This window comes from Streptomyces sp. NPDC086549, from assembly GCF_044746205.1.
In the GTDB taxonomy this organism is placed as follows: domain Bacteria; phylum Actinomycetota; class Actinomycetes; order Streptomycetales; family Streptomycetaceae; genus Streptomyces.
The window spans coordinates 536,993-561,162 of the sequence record NZ_JBIVBS010000003.1; the positions used below are offsets into that span (position 1 = coordinate 536,993).

The 24,170-nt window shown below is 70.7% G+C and carries 21 protein-coding genes and 1 pseudogene; 19 read left to right on the forward strand and 3 right to left on the reverse strand.

Translation table 11 applies throughout. The annotated features are described in order from the left end of the window. Window positions 1-11: 11 nt before the first annotated feature. From ACIPSA_RS13375 to ACIPSA_RS13390, 4 genes are all read left to right on the forward strand, one after another. Window positions 12-1,376: a GH1 family beta-glucosidase gene (locus ACIPSA_RS13375; protein ID WP_402633024.1), complete on the forward strand. Its 1,365-nt coding sequence runs from the start codon at window positions 12-14 to the stop codon at window positions 1,374-1,376. A 140-nt stretch (window positions 1,377-1,516) separates the two neighbouring features. Next, on the forward strand, window positions 1,517-3,418 hold the full coding sequence (locus tag ACIPSA_RS13380; RefSeq protein ID WP_402633026.1) for a discoidin domain-containing protein: 1,902 nt from the start codon (window positions 1,517-1,519) through the stop codon (window positions 3,416-3,418). Window positions 3,419-3,647: 229 nt separating this feature from the next. Next, window positions 3,648-5,537, forward strand: coding sequence for a DNA/RNA helicase domain-containing protein (locus tag ACIPSA_RS13385; protein ID WP_402633028.1), 1,890 nt, complete (start codon window positions 3,648-3,650; stop codon window positions 5,535-5,537). A 314-nt stretch (window positions 5,538-5,851) separates the two neighbouring features. Beyond that, window positions 5,852-7,969, forward strand: coding sequence for a DUF2075 domain-containing protein (locus tag ACIPSA_RS13390; protein ID WP_402633775.1), 2,118 nt, complete (start codon window positions 5,852-5,854; stop codon window positions 7,967-7,969). Between the two features lie 56 nt (window positions 7,970-8,025). Here the strand turns inward: ACIPSA_RS13390 and ACIPSA_RS13395 are convergent, their stop codons facing one another. Beyond that, entirely contained in the window at window positions 8,026-8,154 is a 129-nt protein-coding gene (locus tag ACIPSA_RS13395) for a DUF6408 family protein (protein ID WP_402633031.1), read from the reverse strand. A gap of 355 nt (window positions 8,155-8,509) precedes the next feature. On the opposite strand from ACIPSA_RS13395, the gene ACIPSA_RS13400 reads away from it, so the two are divergent. The 7 genes from ACIPSA_RS13400 to ACIPSA_RS13430 all read left to right on the forward strand — a co-directional run bounded on the left by ACIPSA_RS13400 (window position 8,510) and on the right by ACIPSA_RS13430 (window position 14,707). After that, window positions 8,510-9,097: a hypothetical protein gene (locus ACIPSA_RS13400; RefSeq protein WP_402633033.1), complete on the forward strand. Its 588-nt coding sequence runs from the start codon at window positions 8,510-8,512 to the stop codon at window positions 9,095-9,097. 11 nt (window positions 9,098-9,108) lie between these two features. Then, entirely contained in the window at window positions 9,109-10,257 is a 1,149-nt protein-coding gene (locus ACIPSA_RS13405) for a hypothetical protein (RefSeq protein ID WP_402633035.1), read from the forward strand. Next, complete coding sequence (locus tag ACIPSA_RS13410) at window positions 10,257-11,060, forward strand: hypothetical protein (protein ID WP_402633038.1); 804 nt, start codon at window positions 10,257-10,259, stop codon at window positions 11,058-11,060. The genes ACIPSA_RS13405 and ACIPSA_RS13410 overlap by 1 nt, the downstream gene beginning before the upstream one ends. After that, window positions 11,057-12,757: an Hsp70 family protein gene (locus tag ACIPSA_RS13415; protein WP_402633041.1), complete on the forward strand. Its 1,701-nt coding sequence runs from the start codon at window positions 11,057-11,059 to the stop codon at window positions 12,755-12,757. Before ACIPSA_RS13410 ends, ACIPSA_RS13415 begins: the two co-directional genes overlap by 4 nt. Then, window positions 12,733-13,116, forward strand: a complete 384-nt coding sequence (locus ACIPSA_RS13420) for a hypothetical protein (RefSeq protein WP_402633043.1) — start codon at window positions 12,733-12,735, stop codon at window positions 13,114-13,116. The genes ACIPSA_RS13415 and ACIPSA_RS13420 overlap by 25 nt, the downstream gene beginning before the upstream one ends. Window positions 13,117-13,269: 153 nt before the next feature. Next, the gene (locus tag ACIPSA_RS13425; RefSeq protein ID WP_402633045.1) at window positions 13,270-13,923 is read left to right on the forward strand and encodes a hypothetical protein; all 654 of its coding nucleotides are present in this window, start codon (window positions 13,270-13,272) and stop codon (window positions 13,921-13,923) included. A 61-nt stretch (window positions 13,924-13,984) separates the two neighbouring features. Next, complete coding sequence (locus ACIPSA_RS13430; RefSeq protein ID WP_402633048.1) at window positions 13,985-14,707, forward strand: YcnI family protein; 723 nt, start codon at window positions 13,985-13,987, stop codon at window positions 14,705-14,707. A gap of 93 nt (window positions 14,708-14,800) precedes the next feature. On the opposite strand, the gene ACIPSA_RS13435 is transcribed toward ACIPSA_RS13430, so the two are convergent. Continuing rightward, window positions 14,801-15,571, reverse strand: a complete 771-nt coding sequence (locus tag ACIPSA_RS13435) for a CDP-alcohol phosphatidyltransferase family protein (protein ID WP_402633051.1) — start codon at window positions 15,569-15,571, stop codon at window positions 14,801-14,803. 107 nt (window positions 15,572-15,678) lie between these two features. On the opposite strand from ACIPSA_RS13435, the gene ACIPSA_RS13440 reads away from it, so the two are divergent. The 5 genes and pseudogenes from ACIPSA_RS13440 to ACIPSA_RS13460 all read left to right on the forward strand — a co-directional run. Beyond that, window positions 15,679-16,671: a zinc-binding alcohol dehydrogenase gene (locus ACIPSA_RS13440; protein ID WP_402633054.1), complete on the forward strand. Its 993-nt coding sequence runs from the start codon at window positions 15,679-15,681 to the stop codon at window positions 16,669-16,671. 153 nt (window positions 16,672-16,824) lie between these two features. Next, on the forward strand, window positions 16,825-17,223 hold the full coding sequence (locus tag ACIPSA_RS13445) for a 6-carboxytetrahydropterin synthase (RefSeq protein WP_020123858.1): 399 nt from the start codon (window positions 16,825-16,827) through the stop codon (window positions 17,221-17,223). Continuing rightward, window positions 17,220-18,407 (forward strand): glycosyltransferase family 4 protein, encoded by a 1,188-nt coding sequence (locus ACIPSA_RS13450; protein WP_402633056.1) that lies wholly within the window; start codon window positions 17,220-17,222, stop codon window positions 18,405-18,407. Before ACIPSA_RS13445 ends, ACIPSA_RS13450 begins: the two co-directional genes overlap by 4 nt. A gap of 62 nt (window positions 18,408-18,469) precedes the next feature. Beyond that, on the forward strand, window positions 18,470-19,429 hold the full coding sequence (locus ACIPSA_RS13455; protein ID WP_402633778.1) for a methyltransferase domain-containing protein: 960 nt from the start codon (window positions 18,470-18,472) through the stop codon (window positions 19,427-19,429). Then, window positions 19,426-20,529, forward strand: a pseudogene (locus ACIPSA_RS13460) (lysylphosphatidylglycerol synthase domain-containing protein); the annotation flags it as partial. The gene ACIPSA_RS13455 and the pseudogene ACIPSA_RS13460, both read left to right, overlap by 4 nt. A 143-nt stretch (window positions 20,530-20,672) precedes the next feature. On the opposite strand, the gene ACIPSA_RS13465 reads toward ACIPSA_RS13460, so the two are convergent. After that, window positions 20,673-21,509, reverse strand: coding sequence for a creatininase family protein (locus ACIPSA_RS13465; RefSeq protein ID WP_402633059.1), 837 nt, complete (start codon window positions 21,507-21,509; stop codon window positions 20,673-20,675). A gap of 38 nt (window positions 21,510-21,547) precedes the next feature. On the opposite strand from ACIPSA_RS13465, the gene ribA reads away from it, so the two are divergent. Genes ribA through ACIPSA_RS13480 form a run of 3 tightly spaced genes read left to right on the forward strand, consistent with a single transcriptional unit; the run spans window position 21,548 to window position 24,159 of the window. Further along, window positions 21,548-22,207 (forward strand): GTP cyclohydrolase II, encoded by a 660-nt coding sequence (gene ribA / locus ACIPSA_RS13470; RefSeq protein ID WP_402633062.1) that lies wholly within the window; start codon window positions 21,548-21,550, stop codon window positions 22,205-22,207. A 33-nt stretch (window positions 22,208-22,240) separates the two neighbouring features. Beyond that, window positions 22,241-23,017, forward strand: coding sequence for an ornithine cyclodeaminase family protein (locus ACIPSA_RS13475; RefSeq protein ID WP_402633065.1), 777 nt, complete (start codon window positions 22,241-22,243; stop codon window positions 23,015-23,017). Continuing rightward, complete coding sequence (locus tag ACIPSA_RS13480) at window positions 23,014-24,159, forward strand: NAD(P)/FAD-dependent oxidoreductase (RefSeq protein WP_402633068.1); 1,146 nt, start codon at window positions 23,014-23,016, stop codon at window positions 24,157-24,159. The genes ACIPSA_RS13475 and ACIPSA_RS13480 overlap by 4 nt, the downstream gene beginning before the upstream one ends. Window positions 24,160-24,170: the final 11 nt, after the last annotated feature.

Sequence of the window (24,170 nt, forward strand, 5' to 3'; positions counted from 1 at the left end):
AAGGGACTTACGTGTCCGAACGCATCGACCTCGCCGCACTCCCGCACGACTTCCTGTGGGGCACGGCCACAGCGGCGTACCAGATCGAGGGGGCCGTCGCCGAGGACGGCCGCTCCCCGTCGATCTGGGACACCTTCTCGCACACCCCAGGAAGGATCGCGGGCGACGACCACGGCGACGTCGCCTGCGACCACTACCACCGCTGGCGCGAGGACATCGCGCTCATGCGCCGACTCGGCACCAACGCCTACCGGTTGTCGATCGCCTGGCCGCGCGTGCTGCCCGGCGGGGACGGCCCGGTGAACCCCAAGGGCCTCGCCTTCTACGACGAGCTGATCGACGCCCTGCTGGAGGCGGGCATCACCCCCTCCGTCACCCTCTACCACTGGGACCTGCCCCAGGCGCTCCAGGACCGCGGCGGCTGGCCGGAGCGGGCGACCGCCCTCGCGTTCGCCGACTACGCCTCGGCCGTCGCCGAACGCCTCGGCGACCGCGTGCGGCTCTGGGCCACCCTCAACGAGCCCTCCTGCTCGGCCTGGATCGGCCACCTGGAAGGCAAGATGGCCCCGGGCCTGACCGACCTGACGGCCGCCGTCCGCGCCTCCTACCACCTCCTGCTCGGCCACGGCCTGGCCACCCAGGCGATCCGCGCGGCCGCGCCGACCGCCAAGGTCGGCATCGTCAACAACCTCTCCACGGTGTTCGCGGCCAGTGACCGCCCCGAGGACGTGGCGGCCGCCCGACGCCACGACGGCCACGTCAACCGCTGGTGGCTGGACCCGGTCCACGGCCGCGGCTTCCCGGCGGACATGCGCGAGGTGTACGGCGTCGAACTCCCGGAGCAGGAAGGCGACCTGGCGATGATCGCCGCCCCGCTGGACTGGCTCGGCCTCAACTACTACTTCCCGGCGTACGTGGCGGACGACCCAGGTGGCCCTGCCCCCCGCGTCCGCTCCGTACGCCGCCCCGGAGTCCCCCGTACCGGCATGGACTGGGAGATCGACGCGAGCGGCATCGAGACGCTGCTGCTCCGCCTCACCGACGAGTACGGCGCGCGGAAGATCTACGTCACGGAGAACGGCTCCGCCTACCCGGACGTCGTCCGCCCCGACGGCACCGTCGACGACCCCGAGCGCCAGGAGTACCTGGTGAGCCACCTCGCTGCCTGCGCCTCGGCGGCCCGCAAGGGTGCCCCGCTGGCCGGCTACTTCGCCTGGTCGCTGCTGGACAACTTCGAGTGGGCGTACGGCTACGACAAGCGCTTCGGCCTGGTCCACGTCGACTACCGCACGCAGGTCCGCACGATCAAGGGAACCGGGCACCGGTACGCGGAGATCGTGCGCAGCCATCGCGGCCGCGCACACAAGGCCGCCTGAGGGGGTCCCCGGTGGGCGCGAGTGCGGGAGCTCGCGCCCACCGCGAGGGGCCCACAGAGCAACTGAAGCCCTGGAATGACATGCGCACGCCATTCCTGCGCACCATCCATGCACACCCCCACCTCCCCGAGGAGAGCCGCATGGCATCCCGCACCCGCACCCGCACCCGCACCCGCACTTCACACACGCTCCTGAGCGCGCTCGCGACGCTGGCGTTCCTCGGTGCGAGCCCGGCGCTCGCAGCCCCGGCCGCCCCCTCCGCCCCCGTGGCCGCGGCCTGGGACACCGACCGTGCGGCCACCGCCTACGCCGCGAACCCGGCCGCGGTCACCGCCTCCGGCAGCGAGAACGCCGGCACCACACCGGGCCTGGCCTTCGACTCGGACGGCGCGACCCGCTGGTCCAGCAACTTCGCGGACGACGCCTGGATCCGCCTCGACCTCGGCACGACGATCCGCGTCGACCGGGTGGTCCTGGACTGGGAGGCGGCGTACGGCAAGCGGTACGTCCTGGAGGCGTCCCGCAACGGCACCGACTGGACCCCCTTCTACACCGAGACCGACGGCACCGGCGGCTCGGTCACCGCGCACACCTACCCGCAGGAGGTCACCGGCCGCTACATCCGCCTGCGCGGCATCGAACGAGCCACCCCCTACGGCTACTCGCTCTGGTCCTTCAGGGTGTACGGCGGCGAACCGGCCCCCGCCTCCACGACCCGCACCAACCTCGCCCTGAACCACCCCGCGTACTCGAACTACTACCAACACGCCGGAAACTCACCGGCGTTCGCCACGGACGGCGGCTGGCCCGCGAACCTCAAGGACGACACGACCCGCTGGTCGAGCGACTGGAACGCCGACCGCTGGATCTCCGTGGACCTGGGCGCCACGTCCACGATCTCCTCGGTGGACCTGTACTGGGAGGCGGCGTACGCCGTCGACTACCAGCTCCAGGTCTCCGACGACAACCGCACCTGGCGCACGGTCTACCAGTCCTCGGCCGCCGAGGTCGCCGCCCGCCGAGCGAACGTCAAGTCCCCGTCGGAGGCGACGGGCCTGCACGACACGGTGGCCCTTCCGACCCCGGCGACCGGCCGCTACGTCCGCATGCTCGGCAAGGAGCGCCGCTCCTTCTACAACCCGGCGCCCTACACGGCCCAGTTCGGCTACTCCCTCTACGAGTTCCAGGTCTGGGGCACCGGCGGCAGCGCGTCGGCGGCCTACCCCGCCCTGCCGGCGGACCAACAGGGCACGTACCGCACGACGTTCTTCGACGACTTCACCGGAGCTTCGCTCGACCGCTCCAAGTGGCGGGTCGTACGCACCGGCACGGACATGGGCCCGGTCAACGGCGAGTCACAGGCGTACGTCGACTCGACGGACAACGTCCGCACGGAGAACGGCAGTCTGATCCTCGGCGCGAAGTACTGCAAGGGCTGCACACAGGTGGGCGGCGGCACCTACGACTTCACCTCCGGCCGCATCGACACCCACACCCACTTCGACTTCACGAACGGCAGGGTCAGCGCCCGCATGAAACTCCCCGTCGGCGACGGCTTCTGGCCCGCCTTCTGGCTGCTCGGCAGCAACGTCGACGACCCGTCCGTGTCCTGGCCCGCCTCCGGCGAGACCGACATCATGGAGAACATCGGCTACCCCGACTGGACGAGCACCTCCCTCCACGGCCCCGGCTACTCCGCCGACGGCAACATCGGCGCCCGCCAGACCTACCCGAACGGCGGCTCGGCCGACCAGTGGCACACCTATGCGGTGGAGTGGACACCGACGCTGATGCGCTTCTCCGTCGACGACCACGTGGTCCAGGAGATCACCCGCAACAAGCTCGAATCCACCCGCGGCCAGTGGGTCTACGACCACAACCAGTACGTGATCCTCAACCTCGCCCTCGGCGGCGCCTACCCGGTCGGCTGGAACAAGGTGACGAGTCCTTACTGGGGTCTGCCGCAGTCGAGTGTGGATCGGGTTGCTGGTGGGGGAGTGCGGGCGGAGGTGGACTGGGTTCGGGTGGAGCAGAAGGGATGATCCGGGTGGAGCAGAAGGGGTGAGAGGACCCGGCGGCAAGGGGCCGGAGGGATGGGGGCCTACGGGCGCCCGATCCCTCCGGCATCCGCCCCTGCCGCCCCGACCAGGGGCCAGGTACGCTTGATCACATCGTCATAGCGGCCCGACGGGCTTCCGCTCCGCCTCGGCGGAGTCTCGAAGGACATGCCCCCACCCGCACGAGTCAGTTCGTGCTGCCTGGGGGAAGCTCTTGCTGTTCCGCGAGTCCGCGCAAACGATCGCCGCGAGAGCGCTCGACAGTTCGCTCTACCTCCACCTCACCGAGCAGTTCGTCCACATGCACGGCTACCGACCCGGCGCCGCCGAGGTCCGCTCCTGGGAACGGAGCATCCCTGCCCTGGCTGCCGCGATCAACGACGCAGGCCTTGCCGATGTCGAGGTGATGCTGGAGTACGCGCTGCCGCTGAACAGCAAGCGCGCCGACGCGGTCCTCGCCGGAGTGCACCCGGCCACGGGTGAGCCGTCGTACGTCGTCGTCGAGCTGAAGCAGTGGAGCCAGGCCGAGCCGGACGAGGATGACCCGGCGCTGTGCCGGATCGACGCCTACGCGCATCCGGTCCTCAACCCGATAGAGCAGGTACGCCGCTACTGCGAATATCTGGTCAACTTCAACGGCGCGGTGGCCGAGCACCCGGGCAGGGTCAGTGGCGTGGCCTATCTGCACAACGCCACGGAGTTCGGCGTGGGCGGTCTCCGGGCGATCGAACTCGACGACGGCGGGCAGATGTTCACCGGTGAGCGGCGCGGCGAGTTCATCGACTACCTCCGCGCCAAACTCAGCGCGAAGGTGCCCGGCGCCCACGCGGCAGACGAACTCCAGTCAGGCAGGACGGTCCCGTCGAAGCAGCTGATGTCCGTCGCGGCCCAGGAGGTGCGCGAGCGAGAGCAGTTCGTGCTCCTGGACGAGCAGCAGGTGGCGTACCGCATGGTGCTCAACGCGGTACGCAAGGCCAAGCAGTCCAACCACAAGGAGGTCGTGGTCGTCACCGGCGGCCCCGGCACTGGCAAGAGCGTCATCGCACTCTCCCTGCTCGGCGAACTGTATCGGCAGGGAGTCCCGGCCCTGCACGCCACGGGCTCTCAGTCGTTCACCAAGACGATGCGCAAGGTGGCGGGCACTCGCAAACGCGAGGTGCAGGACCTCTTCAAGTATTTCAACAGTTTCATGACGGCCGAGCAGAACTCCCTTGACGTTCTGATCTGCGACGAGGCCCACCGCATCCGCGAAACCTCCGCCAACCGCTACACACCCGCGGCCCACCGCACCAGCAAGCGGCAGGTCGACGAACTCATCGATGTCGCCCGCGTCCCCGTCTTCCTCCTCGACGAACACCAGGTCGTCCGCCCCGGCGAGATGGGCACGGTGGAAGACATCAAGGCGGCCGCGGCGGCCCAGGGCCTCGAGTGCCATGTCGTACCGCTGGAGAGCCAGTTCCGCTGCGGCGGCAGCGACGCGTATCTGCGGTGGGTGGTGCGCCTCCTCGGCCTGCAGTCCGGTGGGCCGGTGGTCTGGGAACCCGACGACCGCATGAAGCTGCTGGTCGCCGACAGCCCCGGTGAGATGGAGGCGTTCCTGGAGGCCCGCCGGGCCCAGGGCTACGGCGCCCGCATGTCGGCCGGCTACTGCTGGCCCTGGTCCCCGGAACCCAAGCCCGGCGATCCCCTTCCTGCCGACGTGGTAATCGGCCACTGGGCCCGCCCCTGGAACCTGCGCGGCGAGCGCTCGATCTCCGGGGCACCGCCGTCCGCCCTGTGGGCCACCGACCCGGCCGGCTTCGGCCAGATCGGCTGCGTCTACACCGCACAGGGCTTCGAGTACGACTGGTCCGGCGTGATCATCGGCCCCGACCTTGTCTGGCGCGGAGACCGCTGGATCACGGACCGCACGCAGTCCAAGGACCCGGTCTTCAAGAAGTCGACCTCCGACGCCGACGTGGACCGCCTGATCCGAAACACCTACAAGGTGCTGCTGACCCGGGGCATGATCGGCACGATCGTGTACTCGACGGATCCGGAGACACGGAACAAGCTGCGGGAGCTGGCGGGCAGCCAGCCGGAGCGTGAGCCTGCCATGGCGTGATCGGACGACCAGGCCCACAGGAGTCGTCAGGGTGGATCAAAACGGATAGCCCATCAATTCTTCCTTTTTAGCGACTTTGGTGAAGGATGCGTCCGGATTGCCGGGAGCCATGACCTTCAGTGCGAAATGCCAAGCATGGCCTGAGTGATTCGGCCACGATACCTGCAGTTCACGCCGACATCAGGCGCGCCGTTTTTCAACTGGGCGCAACGATTCCTAAGATCGCCGTACCGGTTGCGGCCCGACGGGCTTCCTCAAGGACACGCCCCCACCCGCACGAGTCACTCGTGCTTTGGGGGAACCATCTCGTGTCCATGCTCCTGCTGAAGTTGGCGGCGCAGGATCTGCTCACTCTGGACTCAAGACGCCGCATGGTGCCCCATCTGGCCGCCAGATGGAAACACTTCCGTGGCAAGGACGCATCGGACAGCGAGCGCTCCGCCTGGGCGGAGAGCTTGGTGAGTCTTGCCAACGATCTGGTTGCGGCAGGTCGTGGCAATGTGGAGATGATCGTCGAATGCGCCGCCACGGTCGACGAGAGCGAGCGCCCGGGTGACCCAAGGCTCATCGATGTCGTTCTCGTGGGCCAGCATCCGAGAGAGCGCACCTTGTCGGTGCAACTCGTGGAGCTGAAACGCTGGTCGACGGTGACCAGGGTGGAACAGGCCACAGCGGAGCTGGTGCAAGTACCGGGAATGGACAACAAGAAGCACCCTGCCCTGCAACTGCGCCAGTACTACGAAGCGTTCACGAGCGGCAGAGGCCCGCTGCGCGGACTCGACTTCGAGTGCGGTGGTTTCGCCTACTTGCACAACGCCACTGATGCATCCGTGCGGCCTTTGATGGACGTGGATGCGCCAACGGGCGCTTACGCCCGTATATACACGAACGACGGGCGCGACAGGCTGATCGCCGACCTCCGGAGGAACTTTGCAGAGGATGGCAGCGCCTCCGCTGCTGAAATGCTCCTACGCGGCATGGGCCTGCGCAACACACCTCTGCTCGACGCCATGATCTGGTCGCGCGGAGAGGACACGGTGTTCACGCTGCGCGGGCGCCAGAAGGAAGTGGCCGATCAGATCCTGGAGACAGCTGCCAAGGTCCTGCCCGATCCGCGGTATCCAGCCCTGGTGCCCGATGAGCGCCGCGTCGTCTTCCTGGTGACAGGCGGCGCCGGGACCGGCAAGAGCGCGATCGGTCTTCAGATCAAGGCGGAGCTGGAAGCACAGGGCAGGACGGTCAAATACGCCAGCGGCAGCCGTGCCTTCAACGGCGCGATCCAGGAACATGTGGGTTACGGGGACCGGGAGTTCAGGGAGACATTCACCTACTTCAGCAGCTTCGTCACCCCACCGGATCCGCCTCTGGACGTGCTCATCTGCGATGAGGCGCACCGCTTGCGGGACCGCTCGACCAGCCGCTTCTGGAAACCCGAGCAGCAGGGAAAGCAACCCCAGGTGGACGAGCTTCTCCATGCGTCTCGCCTGACGGTGTTCTTCCTGGACGAAGGTCAGTCCGTGCGGCCGAACGAAGTCGGTACCGTCGGCGTCATCAAGGACGCGGCGCGACGGCACAACGCTCACTTGGCACGATACGGCCTCCGCGAACAGTTCCGTTGCGGCGGGAGTGATTCCTACATCCGTTGGGTCCGCGACGTGCTGGGTGTGTCGGACGCCCGGCCGTGGAAGTGGCGGCCGGACGGTTTGATGCACATCGAGGTGGCGGACAGCCCGGAGGATCTCGAACAGATCATTCGTACCGAAGCTCTTGCAGGCGCCTCCGCGCGCATGGTGGCAGGCTATTGCTGGCCTTGGACGAAACCTTTGGGCGATGAGAAGCGACTTGAGGCGGACGTGCGCATCGGTGATTGGCACCGTCCGTGGAACGCGGACAGCGAAAGCTTCTGTGAGAACGACGCACCACCGTCGAAGATCTGGTCCGTACACGAGAACGGGCTGAATCAGATCGGTTGTGTGTACACGGCGCAGGGTCTCGAGTGGGACTGGTGCGGCGTGATCATGGGTGACGACATGGTGCGGCGGGGCGATCGGTGGGTGTTCCGTCGAGGCAAGGAGCGCGCGGACTCGGACTCGGGAGTCAAGCGCGTCGCCGTGCGCGGATCGTTCGACCCGAAGGTGAAGGCCGGGAGCGTCGACGACCAGGAATTCGCTCGGCTCGTCCGTCACGCCTATCACGTACTGATGACAAGGGCGAGCCGTGCCACGGTGCTCTACTCAACGGATGAGGAGACTCGGACCTATCTGAAGGAACTCGTGGGCGAAGTCGAGATCCACGGGCTGCGCCCCACTTGGGAGAACCTTCCACAGGAAGCACGCGTCCCGCATCTGCCCAGGCCCCGGCGAGGGCGACGGTCCCGCAGAAGACGGCAGGATCCGGGCGGCCAGAAACCGCCTGAGCCAAGGCTGTTCTGACGTGCGCCGCTGAGAATGCGGAGTGGCGGGCTCCTCGGGCCCGCCACATGCCTGCGTCAGAAGAGCAGGCTCGCTGCCGCGGTCAGAGCCGCTACCACAAGATTGGCAACGACTCCTACGGCGACGTCGACCAGCATCTTGCGAAGCCAGATACGACGCGCAGGCTTGTACTCAACGGGGTTCATGCAACCACTCCTTGGCGTGAGCTGGGAATGGCAGGGATCGCCCTACCGGGCATCCGCACTCACACCGCGAGCAATACGCGATGGAAACCACTCGCCAGCCACGGCAGAGGACCGGCGCTGAACGCCGCCGACGTACCCTCCGGGAAGGTGCGCAGCAAGGCACACGCTAGTGCAGAACCAGGTTGACCCTGATCGTTTTCGGCCTCCCTCAGGCATGGTTCCGTTGCCCCGCCGACTCCATACGCGTTCTTCACGGACAGGGATGTCGCGATCCGTCGTACGGCCGCCAGAGCCCGGCTGACTTCAGTAGCGTGTCGTCACCAGCGCAGTTGGCACGACAATCAGGGGGGACTTCGTGAAGCTCACCTATGTTTGCTTCGAAGGCACACCGGAAGAGCTGGACGCATCCGAGTTGGTTCGCCACCTCGTCCAGCATCAGTCCGGCATGGCTGGCGCTTCTGGCCGGAAACCCTTGGTGACAGTGCATCCCGATAGCGACGACGAGGTGGATTTCGGATGGCTCATCGAGGGTGAGGTGCCAGGGGTCGCGGAGGAGGGCCAGGACACCGTGAAGGCACAGCTCGCCTTCAATCCCGCCGCCCAGCAGTTCATCGACTTCTTGGCGGAAGCCGGCTCCTGGGCGAGCGTCGGGGTCCACGGCATCAAGCGCAAGACGTGGCAGGAAGGTGATCCGCTCGACTACTCCGGCTACCTCCGGCTCCGCCGCAAGGGCAGCCAGTACGGCGGCTTCGCCTACGCCTTCGCCTCGACGGGGGTGATCAACTTCCGTCTGCAACATGGCGAGGCGATCGAAGAGGTGGCCCCTGACGCCTATCCGCTCACCACAGGTCACCGCCAGTACAGAGTGAGCATCCAGATCCGCGATGCCGAGACTCTGAAGCAGGCACTCTCCCTGGCTGAACTCGCTTACGAAGCCACGTAGGCGGCCTTCGCGTGAACGATGCGCCGCACACCTGGCCGGAGCAGACGGAGCGTGTCCGGTACGTGCGAGCACGCCTCGACCCCGCACGTCTCGACGACGGCGACATCGAGGCTCTCGACTGGCAGGGCGAGGCGTGCCGCCGCATCCTGACCGCGGGCGGCACGGTCGAACCCGTCGACGGACGCCACGATGAGTGGAGCCTGCGCTCGGCACTGCTCAGCGGTGAGACCTCCGTACTGGACACCATCCAGTCGGCCGAGTGTGAGGAACTGCCCCACGACCTCGCCGACCTGGTGCTGTCCCTGCGGCGCATCCGGCAGGGCGGAGGGGTGGACACCCGTCTCGGCCACGATCGCTCGCTGTTCGGACTGCTGGAGGACTGCCTTCCCGACGGGCGTCTCGTCTACGGCGCTACGGCCTTTCACCACTGGGCCGGCACCCGGCGGCTGTACCGGCTCCTGGACGACGTGCACTGGGCCATGGCCTGCGAACTGCAGGACACGGACCGTGTGGTACGGGCGACCCTGCAGCAGGCCGCGGCCTTGCGGAATCCGGAATCCCGAGGAGTCGCCGGCGCCGCCGACCGGGAGGCGCGGGCGGTGCAGGCATACCTGGCCTATCTGCACGCGCGTCCGGGCGACCGGGACCGGCTCGACAAGGGAGTCGGTCTTCTCGAGGACATCCTCAAGCGTGGGGGCAGACGGCGAGGGGGAGTGGACGGGGAGCAGCGGCGCCGGATGCACGCGCTCAGCGAACTGCTCCAGGCATTGCGGTTCAAGAGCAAGCCGCACGACGTCCTCAACCCCTACTTCACTCTCTGCGTCGAACACGGCTCCAGCGAGTGGGGGCAGGGCTGGCGAGACCTGCGCCGGCAAGTGCCGCCGGAGCAGCTCGAGTACATCAATGGCGCCAAGGACCGCATCCGGCGCATCGAGACGGCGCGACGCCTGGGCGATGAGGGGGAGGCGCTCTACGAACTGCCCCTGGACGAGCAGTTTCTGTGGGTGCCCGATGCCCGGGGCGAACTGCTCCACCCCGGGCCCCGCCTGCTGGCGCGCCGTACCCCTCCCAGCACCGAGCAGGAAAAGTCCTGGACCGCCGACCAGGCGGCACAGGAGATCATCGGCCGCTGTGCCGCGAGACTGAGGAACGACCACTGATGCCCCCGCAGAAGAAGCCGCACAAGCCCGCCGCCGAGCCTCGGCGTATTCCGGAGTTCGAAGGGGTGCGCCCCAAGCCGGTCAATAGCGGTACGCGGCGCGCTCGGCCGTACGACGGGGAACAGCGGGCCGCCCGCAACCAAGACACCGCTTCGGGGAAGAAGCCGACGGAACGCACGCGAGGCCGGGCCCACGACGAACGCGTCGAAGACCGGTCGGCCGCGACCGTCGAAGCCGCACCACTGGTGGACCCCCGGTCGGACCCCGAGGTGATGTTCCGCGTCCTCAGCGACAAGATCGCGGCAAAGGTGGACCGGGCGGCGATGAAGGCGGGCGCCAGCGCCGCCCAGGAGGTCGGCCGGAGGCTCACGGCCGAACTCGACGCGGCGATCGCGGGAGCGCAGTCGACCGCGGGGAAGATGGGCACACTCGTCCAGCAGGCGGTCCAGGCCGCCGTGGACGAGGCGCTGCGCACGGCTGTCCTCAACGCAACGCGGGTGCACGAGGAGCATCTGGCCCAACTGGCCCTGATCGACCGCACGGCTCAGACGGCAGGACACATCAGCGCCGTCAGACTGCGTGTGGAGGAGGAGATGCGCCGTTCCGGCCTGACCCGCGTCACCGAACCGGACCCCGACTGCTTCAACCTGGTCAACCCGGCGGAGCACGCGGGCAGCACCAGGTACGAGGTTCTGGCTCCCGCCTACACGGACACCCGCTCCGGCCGCGTCATTCAGCGGGGTGAGATGAGGCGCGTACCCGTTGACACCGTCACCGGATCCGAGGGAGGGGAGAGGGAATGACCTTCGGTATCGACTTCGGTACGAGCAATTCCGTCGTCGCGCGCTGGACGGGCAGCGGCACTGAGGTGATCCGGGTGGACTCCGCGGCCCTGCCCGCGGAATGGAACCGGCCCGGCTTCGACGAACTGTTCCCGTCCGTGGTCTCGCTGCGGGACATCCAGCGCACGCTGTGCTTCGGCTGGTCCGCCAAGTGCGAGACGGCTGAGCCGCAGGACGCGGTCAAACGGATGCTCGCCTCGCGGCCGCGAGCCATGGACGAGGACGATCTCGCACCCGCAGGCAGCGTCCCGGAGGAGCACGAGGTCTGGCTGGGCGACGAACCGTTCCGCAGCACTGCCGTGGCCGCTGCCCTCTTCGACCAGATGAGGGCCGGCGTGCGCCGGAACCTGCGGGAGATGGAAGAAGCGGTCGTCACGGTCCCGGCGAACGCCACCGGGGCCGCGCGCTACCGGACCCGGGCCGCGGCACGGCTCGCGGGCATCAAGGTCAAGGCACTCATCAACGAACCGACGGCCGCAGCCATCAGCTACGCCCACGACTTTCCCGGCGAAGGCAGGTTCCTGGTCTTCGACTGGGGCGGCGGCACGATCGACGTCACCGTGCTCGAGCATTACGACGGCATCTTCGACGAGATGGCGTCGCGCGGCATCACCGCGCTCGGCGGCCTGGAGTTCGACGAGGAACTCGTGAAACTGGTGATGTCCAAACTGGGCAGCCATTCGGGCAGACTGACCCGGCAGGAAGCCCGCCGCTGGAGACGGCACGTCGAACTGACGAAGATTGTGCTGTCCCAGCCTGGGACGGACCAGGTGCTCTTCGAGCCTCTGGGTGGCCTCGCACCGGTGGTGATCAACCGGGAGGAGTTCGAGGAGGCCGTGCAGCCCTTGGTGCGCCGTGCGCTGGTCCCCTTGGAGGAGTGTCTGCAGGATGTGGGCCTCACCGCGGACGACCTGGACGCCGTGTTGATGATCGGTGGCACTTCGCAGATCCCGCTGGTACGGCGCGAAGTCGAACGGGCTCTGGGCAGAGAGGTGGTCGACCCCCGGCTGTGCAAGCCGATGACGGCGGTGGCCAGGGGCGCTGCCATCACGGCGGCCGAGATCGACGGACTTATCCCGGAGACGACGATCTCGGTGGCCACGAGTCACGACCTCGGCTTGTCCTTCGAGGCGGGCGGACGGCGTGGCTTCGCCACCTTGATCCCCAGATACTCGACCTTGCCCGCACGCGGAACCCGAAGCGCCATGCCCGCCGTCCGCGGGGCCTCGAAGGTGATCCTCGAGATCGTCGAGGGGGACGGACAGCGCGCCGCGGACGACGAACGGACGTTTCCGCTGGCCCGACTCGAGCTGCCGGTTCCCCAGCCCAACGCCGAGCCGTCGAGCAACGTGTTCGACGTCGATTACCACTACGACCGCAGCGGCATCCTCAAGATCCACGCCAAGTCCCGTCACGCGGGCACCGTCATCCTCGACGAGGAACTGGACTGCTTCGGTCCCGACGGCACACCCATCGCGCAAGGACTCGGCAGGGAGTTGGAGCGGCTCCTGCGACGTATCGAAGAGCCCGCAGTGCCGCCGCCGTCCCGGCGCCCTCACCTCACGTGGAGACGCCGCCGCTCCGGGAGGAGAACGAGGCGGAGGAGACCGGAGGCGGCGACACTCCCGTCCTGGTGGTCGACGGCCGGGGCATCATGACGGCCGGACGCACCCCTGCCTCCCCGCGCGCCCCGAGCATGCGGTTGCTGGGTTCAGCACTGGCGGAGATCAGGCGTCGCTTCAACGACCGGCATGTCGTGACCGTCATCGGGACCGACCTGGTCGACGCCGTCGAGTACGACGAGCAATCCGTCCTCGACAAGGCGATCGAGGAAGGACTGGTCGTGACCGTTCCGTCTTCCTCGCCCCAGGCCGTTCTGAGCGTGGCACAGCAGCTCGACGCCATGGTTGTCTCCATGGACGACCTGACCCGTCTGCGCACCCCGTACCCGTGGGTGGCACAGAAGGGGCGCTTCGTGAAACTGGCCAAGGTCGAACGGAGCTGGGTCTTCGTGTAGGCCGGGCGTGGGGACAGGCGGCGGGGCGGTTCGAGTGACGGTGTGACGGGCCGGCGCCGTACCGCCCCCCCGACACGCCCTCCCCTGTGCATCCGCCCTGAACAAAGGGACCCTCGCCTCACGTATACCTTCTCCGTGGGAGGATCCCCGACCATGAGCGCATCCCCGGCGGTACGGAGCCTGCGCGCCGCGGTGTTCGCCGCCGTGTGCGTGCTGCTGGCTGCCGCCGGGCACCGGTTCGCCACCGGTGACATGCCGCCGGTGTGGGCGGACGGCGCCGGGTTCCTCGGTGTCTTCCTCGCCGGGTGGCTGCTCGGCGGGCGGGAGCGGTCCCTGCCGGGGATCGGGGCGGCCATGCTCGCCACTCAGGCGGGTCTGCACATCGCCTTCGACGTCGCCCATCCGCACGCGGCCGGATCCGCGCGCGGCACGCGGACGGTGTCCATGGACGGTCATGCCGAAGTCGCCGTGGGCCCTGCGCACAGCCTCTTCGGGCTTGCCGCGGCCGCCCTGGCACACGCCCGCGAGATGTCCACGCCCGCCACGGCCGCCCACCTCCTCGCAGCACTCGTCGCCTCCTGGTGGCTGCGGCGCGGGGAGGCCGCCCTGTGGTCGTTGCTGCGCCGGGCGGCCGCGTTCGTGCCCCTGCTCGTGGTGTCCTGGCGGCGGGGCGCTCCTGTTCCGCTACCCGCGCCTGCCGGCGGCCCCGGGCGGGCGCACGCCGAGGCCGGCCCGCTGCGGCAGCTCCTGTTGCGGCACGCGGTGCGGCGCCGCGGACCGCCTGCCTTGATCCCGTACACCATCTGACCCCCCATCACGCTCTTCAGTACGTACGGAGATCCACTCACCCATGTCTGCCATGTCTGCCATGTCCAGGAACCGAACCACCCTGCGCCGCGCCGCGACCGTCACCGCCCTCGCCGCCGCCGGAGTCCTCGCCGCCGCGGGTATCGCCTCGGCGCACGTGACCGTCCACCCCGAGAGCTACGCCAAGGGAGCCACGGACGGCCTGCTGACCTTCCGGGTGCCCAACGAGGAGGACAGCGCGAGCACCACCAAGGTCCAGGTCTTCCTGCCCACCGACCACCCCGTCCTCGGAGTGCTCGTCCACCCGCGGGACGGCTGGACCGCCAAGGTGACCACCACCAAGCTCAAGACGCCGGTCAAGACCGACGACGGGACCATCAGCGAGGCCGTCTCCGAGATCACCTGGACCGGCGGCAAGATCGGGGCCGGCGAGTACGAGGACTTCGACGTCGCCTTCGGGCAGCTGCCGGGGGACGCCGACGAGCTGTCCTTCAAGACCCTCCAGACCTACTCCGACGGCAAGGTCGCCCGCTGGATCGAGCAGGGCGGGGAGGAGGAGTCGGAGAACCCCGCACCGGTGCTCAAGCTCACGGCCGGCGACAGCGAGACTTCCACCACGTCGGCCACGAAGGACGGCGACACCAAGAGCGGTTCCTCGCAAGCCGCCTCGGACTCCAGTGACTCCACCGCCCGCGGCCTCGGCATCGCCGGGCTGATCGTCGGCGTCCTGGGGCTGGCGGCCGCGGCCTTCGCGATCGTACGCGGACGGTCCGCTCGCTCGTAACGGCCGCACGCGCAACGCGAAGGGCCCGGATCGGTTGCCGATCCGGGCCCTTCGCGCAAGCAGGAGCAAGCAAGGCAGGAGCAAGCAGGAGCGTCACTGCGTGACGAGTTCCAGCATCTCCCTGGCGGGTGCCTCCTCGATGACCCGGGACGTCCGCGACGTCCGCCACAGCCACAGCACGTCCCGCCCGAACGACCACAGCAGCGAACCCAGCGCCAGCATCGCCACGGCCAGGTTGGCGACGTGCGGCAGCAGTTCGGAGCCCGCCAGCAGCAGGCAGACGCCCTGGGTCGCGGCGACCGTCTTGCGGGCGAAGGACGGCGGCAGCGGCGCGTTCAGCCAGGGCGCGACGCGGGCCGCGGCGACGAACGCGTACCGCATACCGCCCATCAGCAGCACCCACGGCCCGAGCTGCGTCGACACGTACACGCTCAGCACCAGGATCAGGAACGCGTCGACCTCCATGTCGAACCGGGCGCCCAGCGCGGTCGACGTGCCGGTGCGGCGGGCGACCTTGCCGTCGACGCCGTCCAGGATCAGGGCCACCGCCGTCAGCGCGACCAGCAGCGTGACCGGGGGCGAGCTCTCGAAGGAGTCCGCGACCAGCGCCGTCACCCCGCCGACCAGCGTCGCCCGGCCGAGGGTGACCCGGTTCGCCGGGCCGAAGGAGCGCAGTTGGGAGCGGTGCAGTGCCCGGGACAGGACCGCCCACGTCGCGATCGCGAAGGCAAGTCCCGTCAGCCAGCCGGCCGGCCCCATGCCGATCGCCGAGCCGAGCAGGGCCAGCAACAGGAGCTGGATGCCCGCTCCCACAGCGGGCTCCTGCTGGACCAGCCTGGCTTCGTAAGTGTTGTTCAGGGCCACCGCACGTCCTCCGGCCGAGTGACAGAGTCGATCACCGCCGCGTACTGTGCGCGGCCTGTGCACATCTCGGTACGTGAACAACTTCCCGATCGTTCAGGAGGATGCCGATGAACCGCTCCGCGCGTGCGTTCTGGCTGCGCTCGCCGGGTCTCGGAGAGATCCGTGACGTCACCCTCGAGGGGCCCGCCGAGGGCGAGGTGCTGGTGCGCTCGCTGTACTCCGGGGTGAGCCGCGGCACGGAGACGCTCGTCTTCCGCGGCGGTGTCCCGGCCAGCCAGCACTCCGCGATGCGGGCGCCGTTCCAGGAGGGTGACTTCCCCGGGCCGGTGAAGTACGGCTACCTCAACGTCGGGGTCGTGGAGGAGGGACCGGATGCGCTGGTCGGCCGTACGGTCTTCTGTCTGTATCCGCACCAGAGCCGTTACGTCGTTCCGGTGAGCGCGGTGACCGTGCTGCCGGACTCCGTGCCCGCCGAGCGGGCCGTCCTGGCCGGCACCGTCGAGACCGCCGTGAACGCCCTGTGGGACGCGGCGCCGCTGGTCGGCGACCGGATCGCGGTGGTCGGCGGGGGAATGGTCGGCTGTTCGGTGGCCGCCCTGCTGGCCCGCTTCCCCGGAGTGCGGCTGCAGTTGGTCGACGCCGACCCGGCGCGCGCCAAGACCGCCGAGGCCCTCGGCATCGGCTTCGCCCCGCCCGAGGACGCGCTCGGCGACTGCGACCTGGTCGTCCATGCCAGCGCCACCGAGCAGGGCCTCGCCCGCTCCCTCGAACTGCTCCGCGCCGAGGGCACGGTCCTCGAACTGAGCTGGTACGGCGACCGGCGCGTCGCCCTCCCGCTCGGCGAGGCCTTCCACTCCCGGCGGCTCACCGTTCGCAGCAGCCAGGTCGGCACCGTCTCCCCGGCCCGCCGCTCCAGCCGCAGCTACGCCGACCGGCTCGCCCTCGCCCTCGATCTGCTCGCCGACCCGGCGCTGGACGCCCTGGTCACCGGTGACAGCGCGTTCGAGGAGCTCCCGGAGGTGATGCCGAGGCTCGCCTCGGGCGAGATCCCGGCCCTCTGCCACCGGGTCAGGTACGCCGGCCCCGAGGACACGGCCTGACGGGGCCGTTGAATCCCGGACGGCAAATGGGCCTGACCTGAGAAAAGAAGTGAGAGGGGGCTGAACGCGGGGAAGCGAAGAGCCGTACTACACGGCATCCCCGCCAGCAAGGGGCCGGAGGGGCCAGACGTGCCGCACCTGGAGGGTCGTCCGTTGTTCAGCATCACCGTACGCGATCACATCATGATCGCCCACAGCTTCCGCGGCGAGGTGTTCGGGCCCGCGCAGCGACTGCACGGCGCCACGTTCCTCGTGGACGCAACGTTTCGCCGTGAGCAGCTGGACGACGACAACATCGTCGTCGACATCGGACTGGCCACGCAGGAACTGGGCGCCGTCGTCAGCGAGCTGAACTACAGAAACCTCGACAACGAGCCCGACTTCGCCGGCGTCAACACCTCCACCGAGTTCCTTGCCAAGGTCATCGCCGACCGGCTCGCCGAGCGGATCGAGAAGGGCGCCCTGGGCGAGGGCGCCAAGGGCCTGGCGGGCCTCACGGTCACCCTCCACGAGTCGCACGTCGCCTGGGCGAGTTACGAGCGTGCCCTGTGACCGACACGACCGTCGACCGGGCGCCGGCCCTGACCTACCTGCCCGCGCAGCGCGCGGCCGTCCCCGCGAACGTCGGGATCATCCCCATGTCCCTGCGCACCGTGCACTTCGTCATGCCGGGCGGCGTCGACGACGCGGCGAACCCGAGCGGCGGCAACGCCTACGACCGGCGCCTCTGCCTCGACCTGCCGGGCTTCGGCTGGCAGGTCACCAAGCACGCCGTGGACGGGGCCTGGCCCCGGCCCGGTGCGGCCGCCCGCGACGAACTCGCCCGCACGCTGGGGGAACTGCCCGACGGCACGGTCGTCCTGCTGGACGGGCTGGTCGCCTGCGGCGTCCCCGAGATCGTCGTCCCCGAGGCCGAACGCCTGCGCCTCGCCGTCCTTGTGCACCTGCCGCTGGGCGACGAGACGGGCCTCGACCCGGCGGTCGCCGCGGACCTGGACGCCCGGGAGCGCGCGGTGCTCCGGGCCGTGCCGGCCGTGGTGGCCACCAGCGACTGGGCGGTCCGCCGCCTCGTATCCCACCACGGCCTCGCCCCCGAGCGGGTGCACGTCGCCGCTCCCGGCGCCGACATCGCGCCCCTCGCCGCCGGCACCGACGGCGTCTCGCACCTGCTGTGCGTGGCCACGGTGAGCCCGCGCAAGGGACAGCACCGGCTGGTGGAGGCCCTCGCCGCGGTCCGGGACCTGCCGTGGAGCTGCACGTGCGTGGGCGGGCTCGGGCAGGACCCGGAGTACGTCGCCCACCTCCGTTCCCTGATCGCCAAGTACGGTCTGACGGACCGCCTGCACCTCGCGGGCCCGCGCTCCGGCGCCGACCTCGACGCCAGCTACGCCGCCGCCGACCTGATGGTCCTCACCTCCTACGCCGAGACCTACGGCATGGCGGTCACCGAAGCCCTCGCCCGCGGCATCCCGGTCCTCGCCACCGACGTCGGCGGGCTGCCCGAGGCGGTCGGCCGCGCCCCCGACGGCGGCGTGCCCGGCATCCTCGTCCCGCCGGAGGACCCCGCCGCGCTCGCCGCCGAACTGCGCGGCTGGTTCGGCGAGGCCGACGTACGCCGCCGGCTCAAGGCCGCCGCCCGCGGCCGCCGCGCGGCACTCGACGGCTGGGCCACCACGGCCCGCAGCCTGGCCGGAGTCCTGCTGAGGCTCCCCGACGAACCCCGGAGCGCGGCATGAGCGAGACCACGACCACCACGCCCACCGACGGGATTTGGGCACAGCCGGGACCGAGGGACGAGATGCCTGCCGACGCGACGCCGCCCGACGACACGGCGGGCGGGTCGGACGTGATCGCCGGCGCCGGGCCCGTCGCGCGCCCCGGGGAGCGGGCCACCGTACGGCTGCGCGAGGGCGCGTCCGAGGAACCGCCCCGGTACGCGCCCGAATGGCTGGAGCTGCGGGAAGGCGCCGACGCGGCCGCCCGCTCGCTCGACCTGCTCGACCCGCTGCGCATCCGGCTCGCCAACCTGCCCGGCCGGGCGTCGGGCGGCCTTGCCGTGCACGACCTGGGCTGCGGCACCGGCTCGATGGGCCGCTGGCTCGCGCCCCGGCTGGACGGCGCCCAGCACTGGGTCCTGCACGACCGCGACCCCTACCTCCTGCACTTCGCCGCCGTGGCCTCCCCCCGTGCCGCCGCCGACGGCAGCCGGATCACCGTGGAGACGCGGCGCGGCGACGTGGCCCGGCTGACCCCGGACGCGCTGACCGGCGCGTCCCTGGTGACGGCCTCGGCGCTGCTCGACGTCCTCACCCGCGAGGAGATCGACACCCTTGCTGACGCCTGCGCCGGGGCCGGCTGCCCGGCGCTGCTGACCCTCTCGGTCGCCGGACGCGTCGACCTCACCCCCTCGGACCCACTGGACGCCGAGATCGCCGAGGCGTTCAACGCCCACCAGCGCCGCGGGGGCCTCCTCGGCCCGGACGCCGTCACCGCGGCCTGCGAGGCCTTCAGCGAGCGCGGCGCCACGGTCAAGGTGAATCCCAGCGCCTGGCGGCTGGGCCCGGCCGAGTCCGCGCTGACCGCCCAGTGGCTGCGCGGCTGGGTGGGCGCGGCCGTCGAACAGCGCCCCGAACTGCGCGAGCGCGCCGACCGCTACCTCCAGCAGCGGCTGGCCGCCTGTGAGGCCGGTGAGCTCAGCGTGGTCGTCCACCACAGCGACCTGCTGGCACTGGCCCGGCCGACGGGCGGGGCCTCATGAGCGCGCAGGCGGCGGGCGCCGAGGCGAAGCCCCGGACGACCCGAGCCGTCCACCGCGCACGCACGACGCCCACGGCACCGGCACGCGCCCGCGGGCACCGGACCGACGCCGGGCCGGCTCCCGCTCCCACCGGCACGCGACCGCACGGCCCCCTCCCCGCCCCCGTGCGGGCGCCCGGTGCCGGAGCCCCGCCCGCCCTTGCCCAGGAGGCAGCCACGCACACGGCCCCGGCCGGCACCCCGCGCGCCGAGGACCGGCGCGGCAACGCCCGCCTCCTCCTCGCCCGCGTCAACACCCCCGCCCTGCGCACCCACTTCGGCACCGTCGCCGGAGCCGCCATCCTCGCCGCGCTGCTGTGGCGGCTGGGCACCGGCGTCTTCCTGGACGGGCTGCGCCGGATCGACGCGACGACGCTGCTGCTGGCCGTCGGTATCGGGGTGGTCACCACGGTGTTCAGCGCCTGGCGCTGGCAGCTGGTGGCCCGGGGGCTGGGGATCCGGCTGCCGCTCGGGGCCGCCGTGGCCGACTACTACCGCGCGCTGTTCCTCAACGCGGCCCTGCCCGGTGGCGTCCTCGGCGACGTGCACCGGGCGGTCCGGCACGGGCAGAGCGCCGGTGACATGGGCCGCGCGGTACGGGCGGTCGTCCTGGAGCGGGTCGCCGGACAGGTCGCCCTGGCCGTGTTCGGGAGCGTGGCACTGCTCACCCTGCCGTCCCCGGTCCTGAACGAGGCCCGCGACCTCGCCCCGGTGGTGGCGTTCGCCGCGACGGGCGCGCTCGCCGTCGTCCTCGCCGTCCGCATGAACCGCGCGCCCTCCCGCCGCGGCGGCGCGCTGCGCCGCACCCTCGGCGAGGCGCAGCGCGCCCTGCTGGCCCGCGGCAACTGGCCGGGCGTCGCGCTCTCCTCGGCCGTCGTCCTGACCGGGCACATCGGGATGTTCGTCGTCGCCGGCCGGGTCGCGGGGTCCGGCGCCTCCGTCCTGGCGCTGATCCCCATCGCGATCCTCGCCCTGCTCGCCATGGGCCTGCCGCTGAACGTCGGCGGCTTCGGCCCCCGGGAGGGCGTCACCGCCTGGGCGTTCGGTGCCGCCGGGCTGGGCGCGAGCAGCGGAGTGACCGTCGCCGTCGTGTACGGCGTGCTCAGCTTCGCGGCGAGTCTGCCGGGCGCCGTCGTCCTCGTCGCCCGCTGGTACGCGGGGCTGCGGGCCAAGGCCGCCGCGACGGAGCCGGCAGCCGACGGGACCTACCCGGGCCCGCCCGCCGAATTCCCGGCGCCGGCCGCCGAATTCCCTTCCCCCGCCGCCGAGTTCGCGGGCGCGCCCGCCAAAACCGGCGAGGTGAGCAGCGCGACGTACGCGCCGAAGGATTCGACGAGGCTCGCCAGCAGTTCCTTCCCCTTTTCCGCCGATCCCAGCGAAGGACGGCCGATGACACCCGACTCGGTATAGGCGGACATTCCCACGGTGAGCAGATGGCGGCGGTCGTCCGCGGTGAAATCGGCGGACTCATATCCAGGGCGGACGAATTCGGGATGAGCGTGCAGCAGAATCGAGGTCTCGATTTCCCCCGCGTGCATGTCGGTGAGCAGCGAGGTCTCCACCCCGGCCCGCTCCCGCGCCGCCTCCCAGTCCTCCGGGGCCGGGAACAGCGCCATCCGCTCCCCGCGCGCGGAGGACTCCTGGACGACGTTGCCCAGGACGTAGTTCCCGCCGTGGCCGTTGACCACGACGAGCGCGTCGACGCCCGACCGGCGCAGCGACGCGGCGATGTCCCGTACCACCGCATGAAGGGTCACGGAGGAGATGCTGACGGTCCCCGGCCAGGCCGCGTGCTCGTGCGAGCAGGCGATCGTCACGGGAGGAAGGAGGTGCACCGGGTACGCTGCGGCGATCTCCCGCGCGACGGTACAGGCGACGAGCGTGTCCGTCGCCAGCGGAAGGAAGGGGCCGTGCTGTTCGAAGCTCCCGACGGGAAGGACCGCGACCTGTGTTGAGACGCCAGCCGCCCTGGTCCGTACCTCTTCCGTAGTGTCCGCCGGCAACACACCGTATGCCGCTGTACGCGCGCCCGAACCACTCATTTCCACACGGCCTTTCGTCTCTGCTTAGGAATCAGATCATGACAGAAAACATCGGCGTACTCGGCAAGAAGACCCCACGGCGTTCGGGCGTGGAACGCGTCGTGAATGCACCGCTGCCCACCGTGTACGGGAATTTCCAGGCGATCGGCTACCTGGACCACGACCGCGGTGACGAGCAAGTGGCCCTGGTCTACGGCGAGATCGGCACCGAGGACGTCCTCACCCGGCTGCACTCGGAGTGCCTGACCGGTGACGCCTTCGGCTCCCAGCACTGCGAGTGCGGCGACCAGCTGGCCTCGGCGCTGCGCGCGGTCGTCGCCGAAGGCAGTGGCATCGTCGTCTACTTGAGGGGTCACGAGGGCCGCGGCATCGGTCTGCTCGCCAAGCTGCGCGCGATGGCCCTGCAGGCGGAGGGCCTGGACACGGTGGAGGCGAACCTCGCCCTGGGCCTGCCGGTCGACGCCCGCGACTACGGCGTCGCCGCCGGGATCCTGCGCGACCTCGGGGTTCGCTCCGTACGTCTGATGTCCAACAACCCGCGCAAGCGCGAATCGCTGCTCCAGCACGGCATAGAGGTCGCCGAGACGGTCCCGCTGCTGATCGAGCCGTGCGAGAACAACATCACCTATCTGCGGACCAAGCGGGAGCGCCTGGACCACAACCTGCCCCATCTGGACGCCGTCGCCCACTGGTCCTGATTCGCAGGGCGACGGCCCGGACAGGATGAGGGGATGACCGACTTCGTCCGCTTCCTCTCCGGCGAGCAGGTGATACGGCTGCCGCACCTGGACGCGGCGGCCCGGCCGCCCACCGTGCAGGCGGTCGTCGCCGCCCTCGGCCCGGTGACCGGCGAGCTCGCCGCCGTCCTGGACGGCACCGCCGTGACCACGCCGCGCACGGCCGCGGGCAGCGCCGTGGCCGTCGGCGCGCCGGCCGTCCCCGCGGGCGCGGAGCCGGGCGTCCCGGGCTCCGGCACCCGGGCCGTCGCGCACGCGCGGGTGATCGCCCGGGTGCGGGAGCCGAGGACCGTACGGCTGTGGAGCCCCGACCCGGCACTCCGCGCCCGCGCCGCCCGGACCCTGGCGGCCGGACCGGACTTACCGGTGCACGCGGCCGGCATCGCCGGGGAGGCCGTGGCCGGGGCGTCGCCGCTCGCCGCCCGCACCCTCGGCACGACCCCCGTGGTGCGTGGTGAGTGGCCGGCACCGGGGTGCACGGTGGTCGGTGCGGGCTCGTGCGAGCCGGCCCGGCGCGAGGCCGGCACCGAGGCCGTACGGCGGGCCGTCGCCGCCGTCGTAGACACCCCGCGCGAGGGACTGCCCGCGGACCAGGACCCGGACCCGGACCCGGTCCCGCCGGGCGAGGTGCTCACCGGACGGCGCGGCGCCCGCGCCTCGCCCGACGGCGTCGTCCACCACAGCAGCGTCCGCAACAGCGTCGGTCCCGGCATCCAGGACGCCGCGGCGGCCCGGGCCGTGATCCGCGCGGCGAAGGAGGCACACACGTGAATCTCCAGGCCTCGGTCGTGGTCGTCGGCGGCGGGGTGATGGGCACCAGCATCGCCTACCACCTGGCACGCGCCGGCGTACGGGACGTCGTGCTGGCCGAGCGGGACGAACTCGCCGCCGGTTCCACCTCGAAGGCGGCGGGCGGTGTGCGGGCGCAGTTCTCCGACGAGCTCAACATCCTGCTCGGGGCGAGGAGTCTGGAGGCTTTCGGGCGGTTCCGGGAGGAGACCGGGTACGACATCGGGCTGCACCGCGTCGGCTACCTCTTCCTGCTGTCCACGCCCGAGGAGGTGGCCTCCTTCGAGGCGGGTGTGGGGCTGCAGAACTCCCTCGGCGTGCCCAGCCGCCTGATCACCCCGAAGGAGGCCCGGCGCCTGTCCCCGCTCATCACCACCGACGGCCTGCTCGCCGCCGCCTTCTCGCCGGACGACGGCCACTGCACCCCCGAGTCCGTCGTCCACGGCTACGCGGCCGCCGCCCGCGCCCACGGCGCCCGGATCCTGCGCCACACCGAGGTCACCGGCATCGAACGGCACGGCACCGCCATCACGGCCGTGGCCACCACCCTGGGCCGGATCGCCACCGGCACGGTGATCTGCGCCGCCGGAGCCTGGTCCCGGGCGGTCGGCGCGATGGCCGGCGTCGACCTGCCGGTGCAGCCGCTGCGCCGTCAGATCGCCGTCACCGAACCGGTCCCGGGACTTCCCGCCGGCCTCCCCATGACGATCGATTTCACGACGAGCCTCTACTTCCACGCCGAGGGCCCCGGCCTCCTCCTCGGCATGTCCGACCCCGACGAGAAACCCGGCTTCGCCACCGACACCCACGACCGCTGGATCCCCCGCCTGTACGCGGCGATGGAGCGGCGCGCGCCCGCCCTGCTCGACCTGCGCCGCACCGGCGGCTGGGCGGGCCTGTACGAGAACACCCCCGACCACAACGCCCTGATCGGCGAGGCCACTTCGGTCTCCCGCTTCCTGTACGCGACGGGCTTCTCCGGCCACGGCTTTTTGCAGGGTCCCGCCGTCGGCGAGGTCGTCCGCGATCTGTATCTCGGCCGCGCACCCTTCCTGGACGTCGGCCCGCTGAGCGCCGGCCGTTTCGCGGCCGACGCCCCGCGCCCGGAGTCCAACCTGGTGTGACCGGGCCCCAC

What these genes read in the sequence shown, in the direction of transcription:
- ACIPSA_RS13380 (WP_402633026.1), top strand. Translation starts at nt 1,517, where the DNA reads ATGGCATCCCGCACCCGCACCCGCACCCGCACCCGCACTTCACACACG.
- ACIPSA_RS13390 (WP_402633775.1), top strand. Translation starts at nt 5,852, where the DNA reads ATGCTCCTGCTGAAGTTGGCGGCGCAGGATCTGCTCACTCTGGACTCA.
- ACIPSA_RS13395 (WP_402633031.1), bottom strand. Translation starts at nt 8,154, where the DNA reads ATGAACCCCGTTGAGTACAAGCCTGCGCGTCGTATCTGGCTTCGCAAG.
- ACIPSA_RS13410 (WP_402633038.1), top strand. Translation starts at nt 10,257, where the DNA reads ATGCCCCCGCAGAAGAAGCCGCACAAGCCCGCCGCCGAGCCTCGGCGT.
- ACIPSA_RS13415 (WP_402633041.1), top strand. Translation starts at nt 11,057, where the DNA reads ATGACCTTCGGTATCGACTTCGGTACGAGCAATTCCGTCGTCGCGCGC.
- ACIPSA_RS13425 (WP_402633045.1), top strand. Translation starts at nt 13,270, where the DNA reads ATGAGCGCATCCCCGGCGGTACGGAGCCTGCGCGCCGCGGTGTTCGCC.
- ACIPSA_RS13430 (WP_402633048.1), top strand. Translation starts at nt 13,985, where the DNA reads ATGTCCAGGAACCGAACCACCCTGCGCCGCGCCGCGACCGTCACCGCC.
- ACIPSA_RS13440 (WP_402633054.1), top strand. Translation starts at nt 15,679, where the DNA reads ATGAACCGCTCCGCGCGTGCGTTCTGGCTGCGCTCGCCGGGTCTCGGA.
- ACIPSA_RS13455 (WP_402633778.1), top strand. Translation starts at nt 18,470, where the DNA reads ATGCCTGCCGACGCGACGCCGCCCGACGACACGGCGGGCGGGTCGGAC.
- ACIPSA_RS13465 (WP_402633059.1), bottom strand. Translation starts at nt 21,509, where the DNA reads ATGAGTGGTTCGGGCGCGCGTACAGCGGCATACGGTGTGTTGCCGGCG.
- ribA (WP_402633062.1), top strand. Translation starts at nt 21,548, where the DNA reads ATGACAGAAAACATCGGCGTACTCGGCAAGAAGACCCCACGGCGTTCG.
- ACIPSA_RS13475 (WP_402633065.1), top strand. Translation starts at nt 22,241, where the DNA reads ATGACCGACTTCGTCCGCTTCCTCTCCGGCGAGCAGGTGATACGGCTG.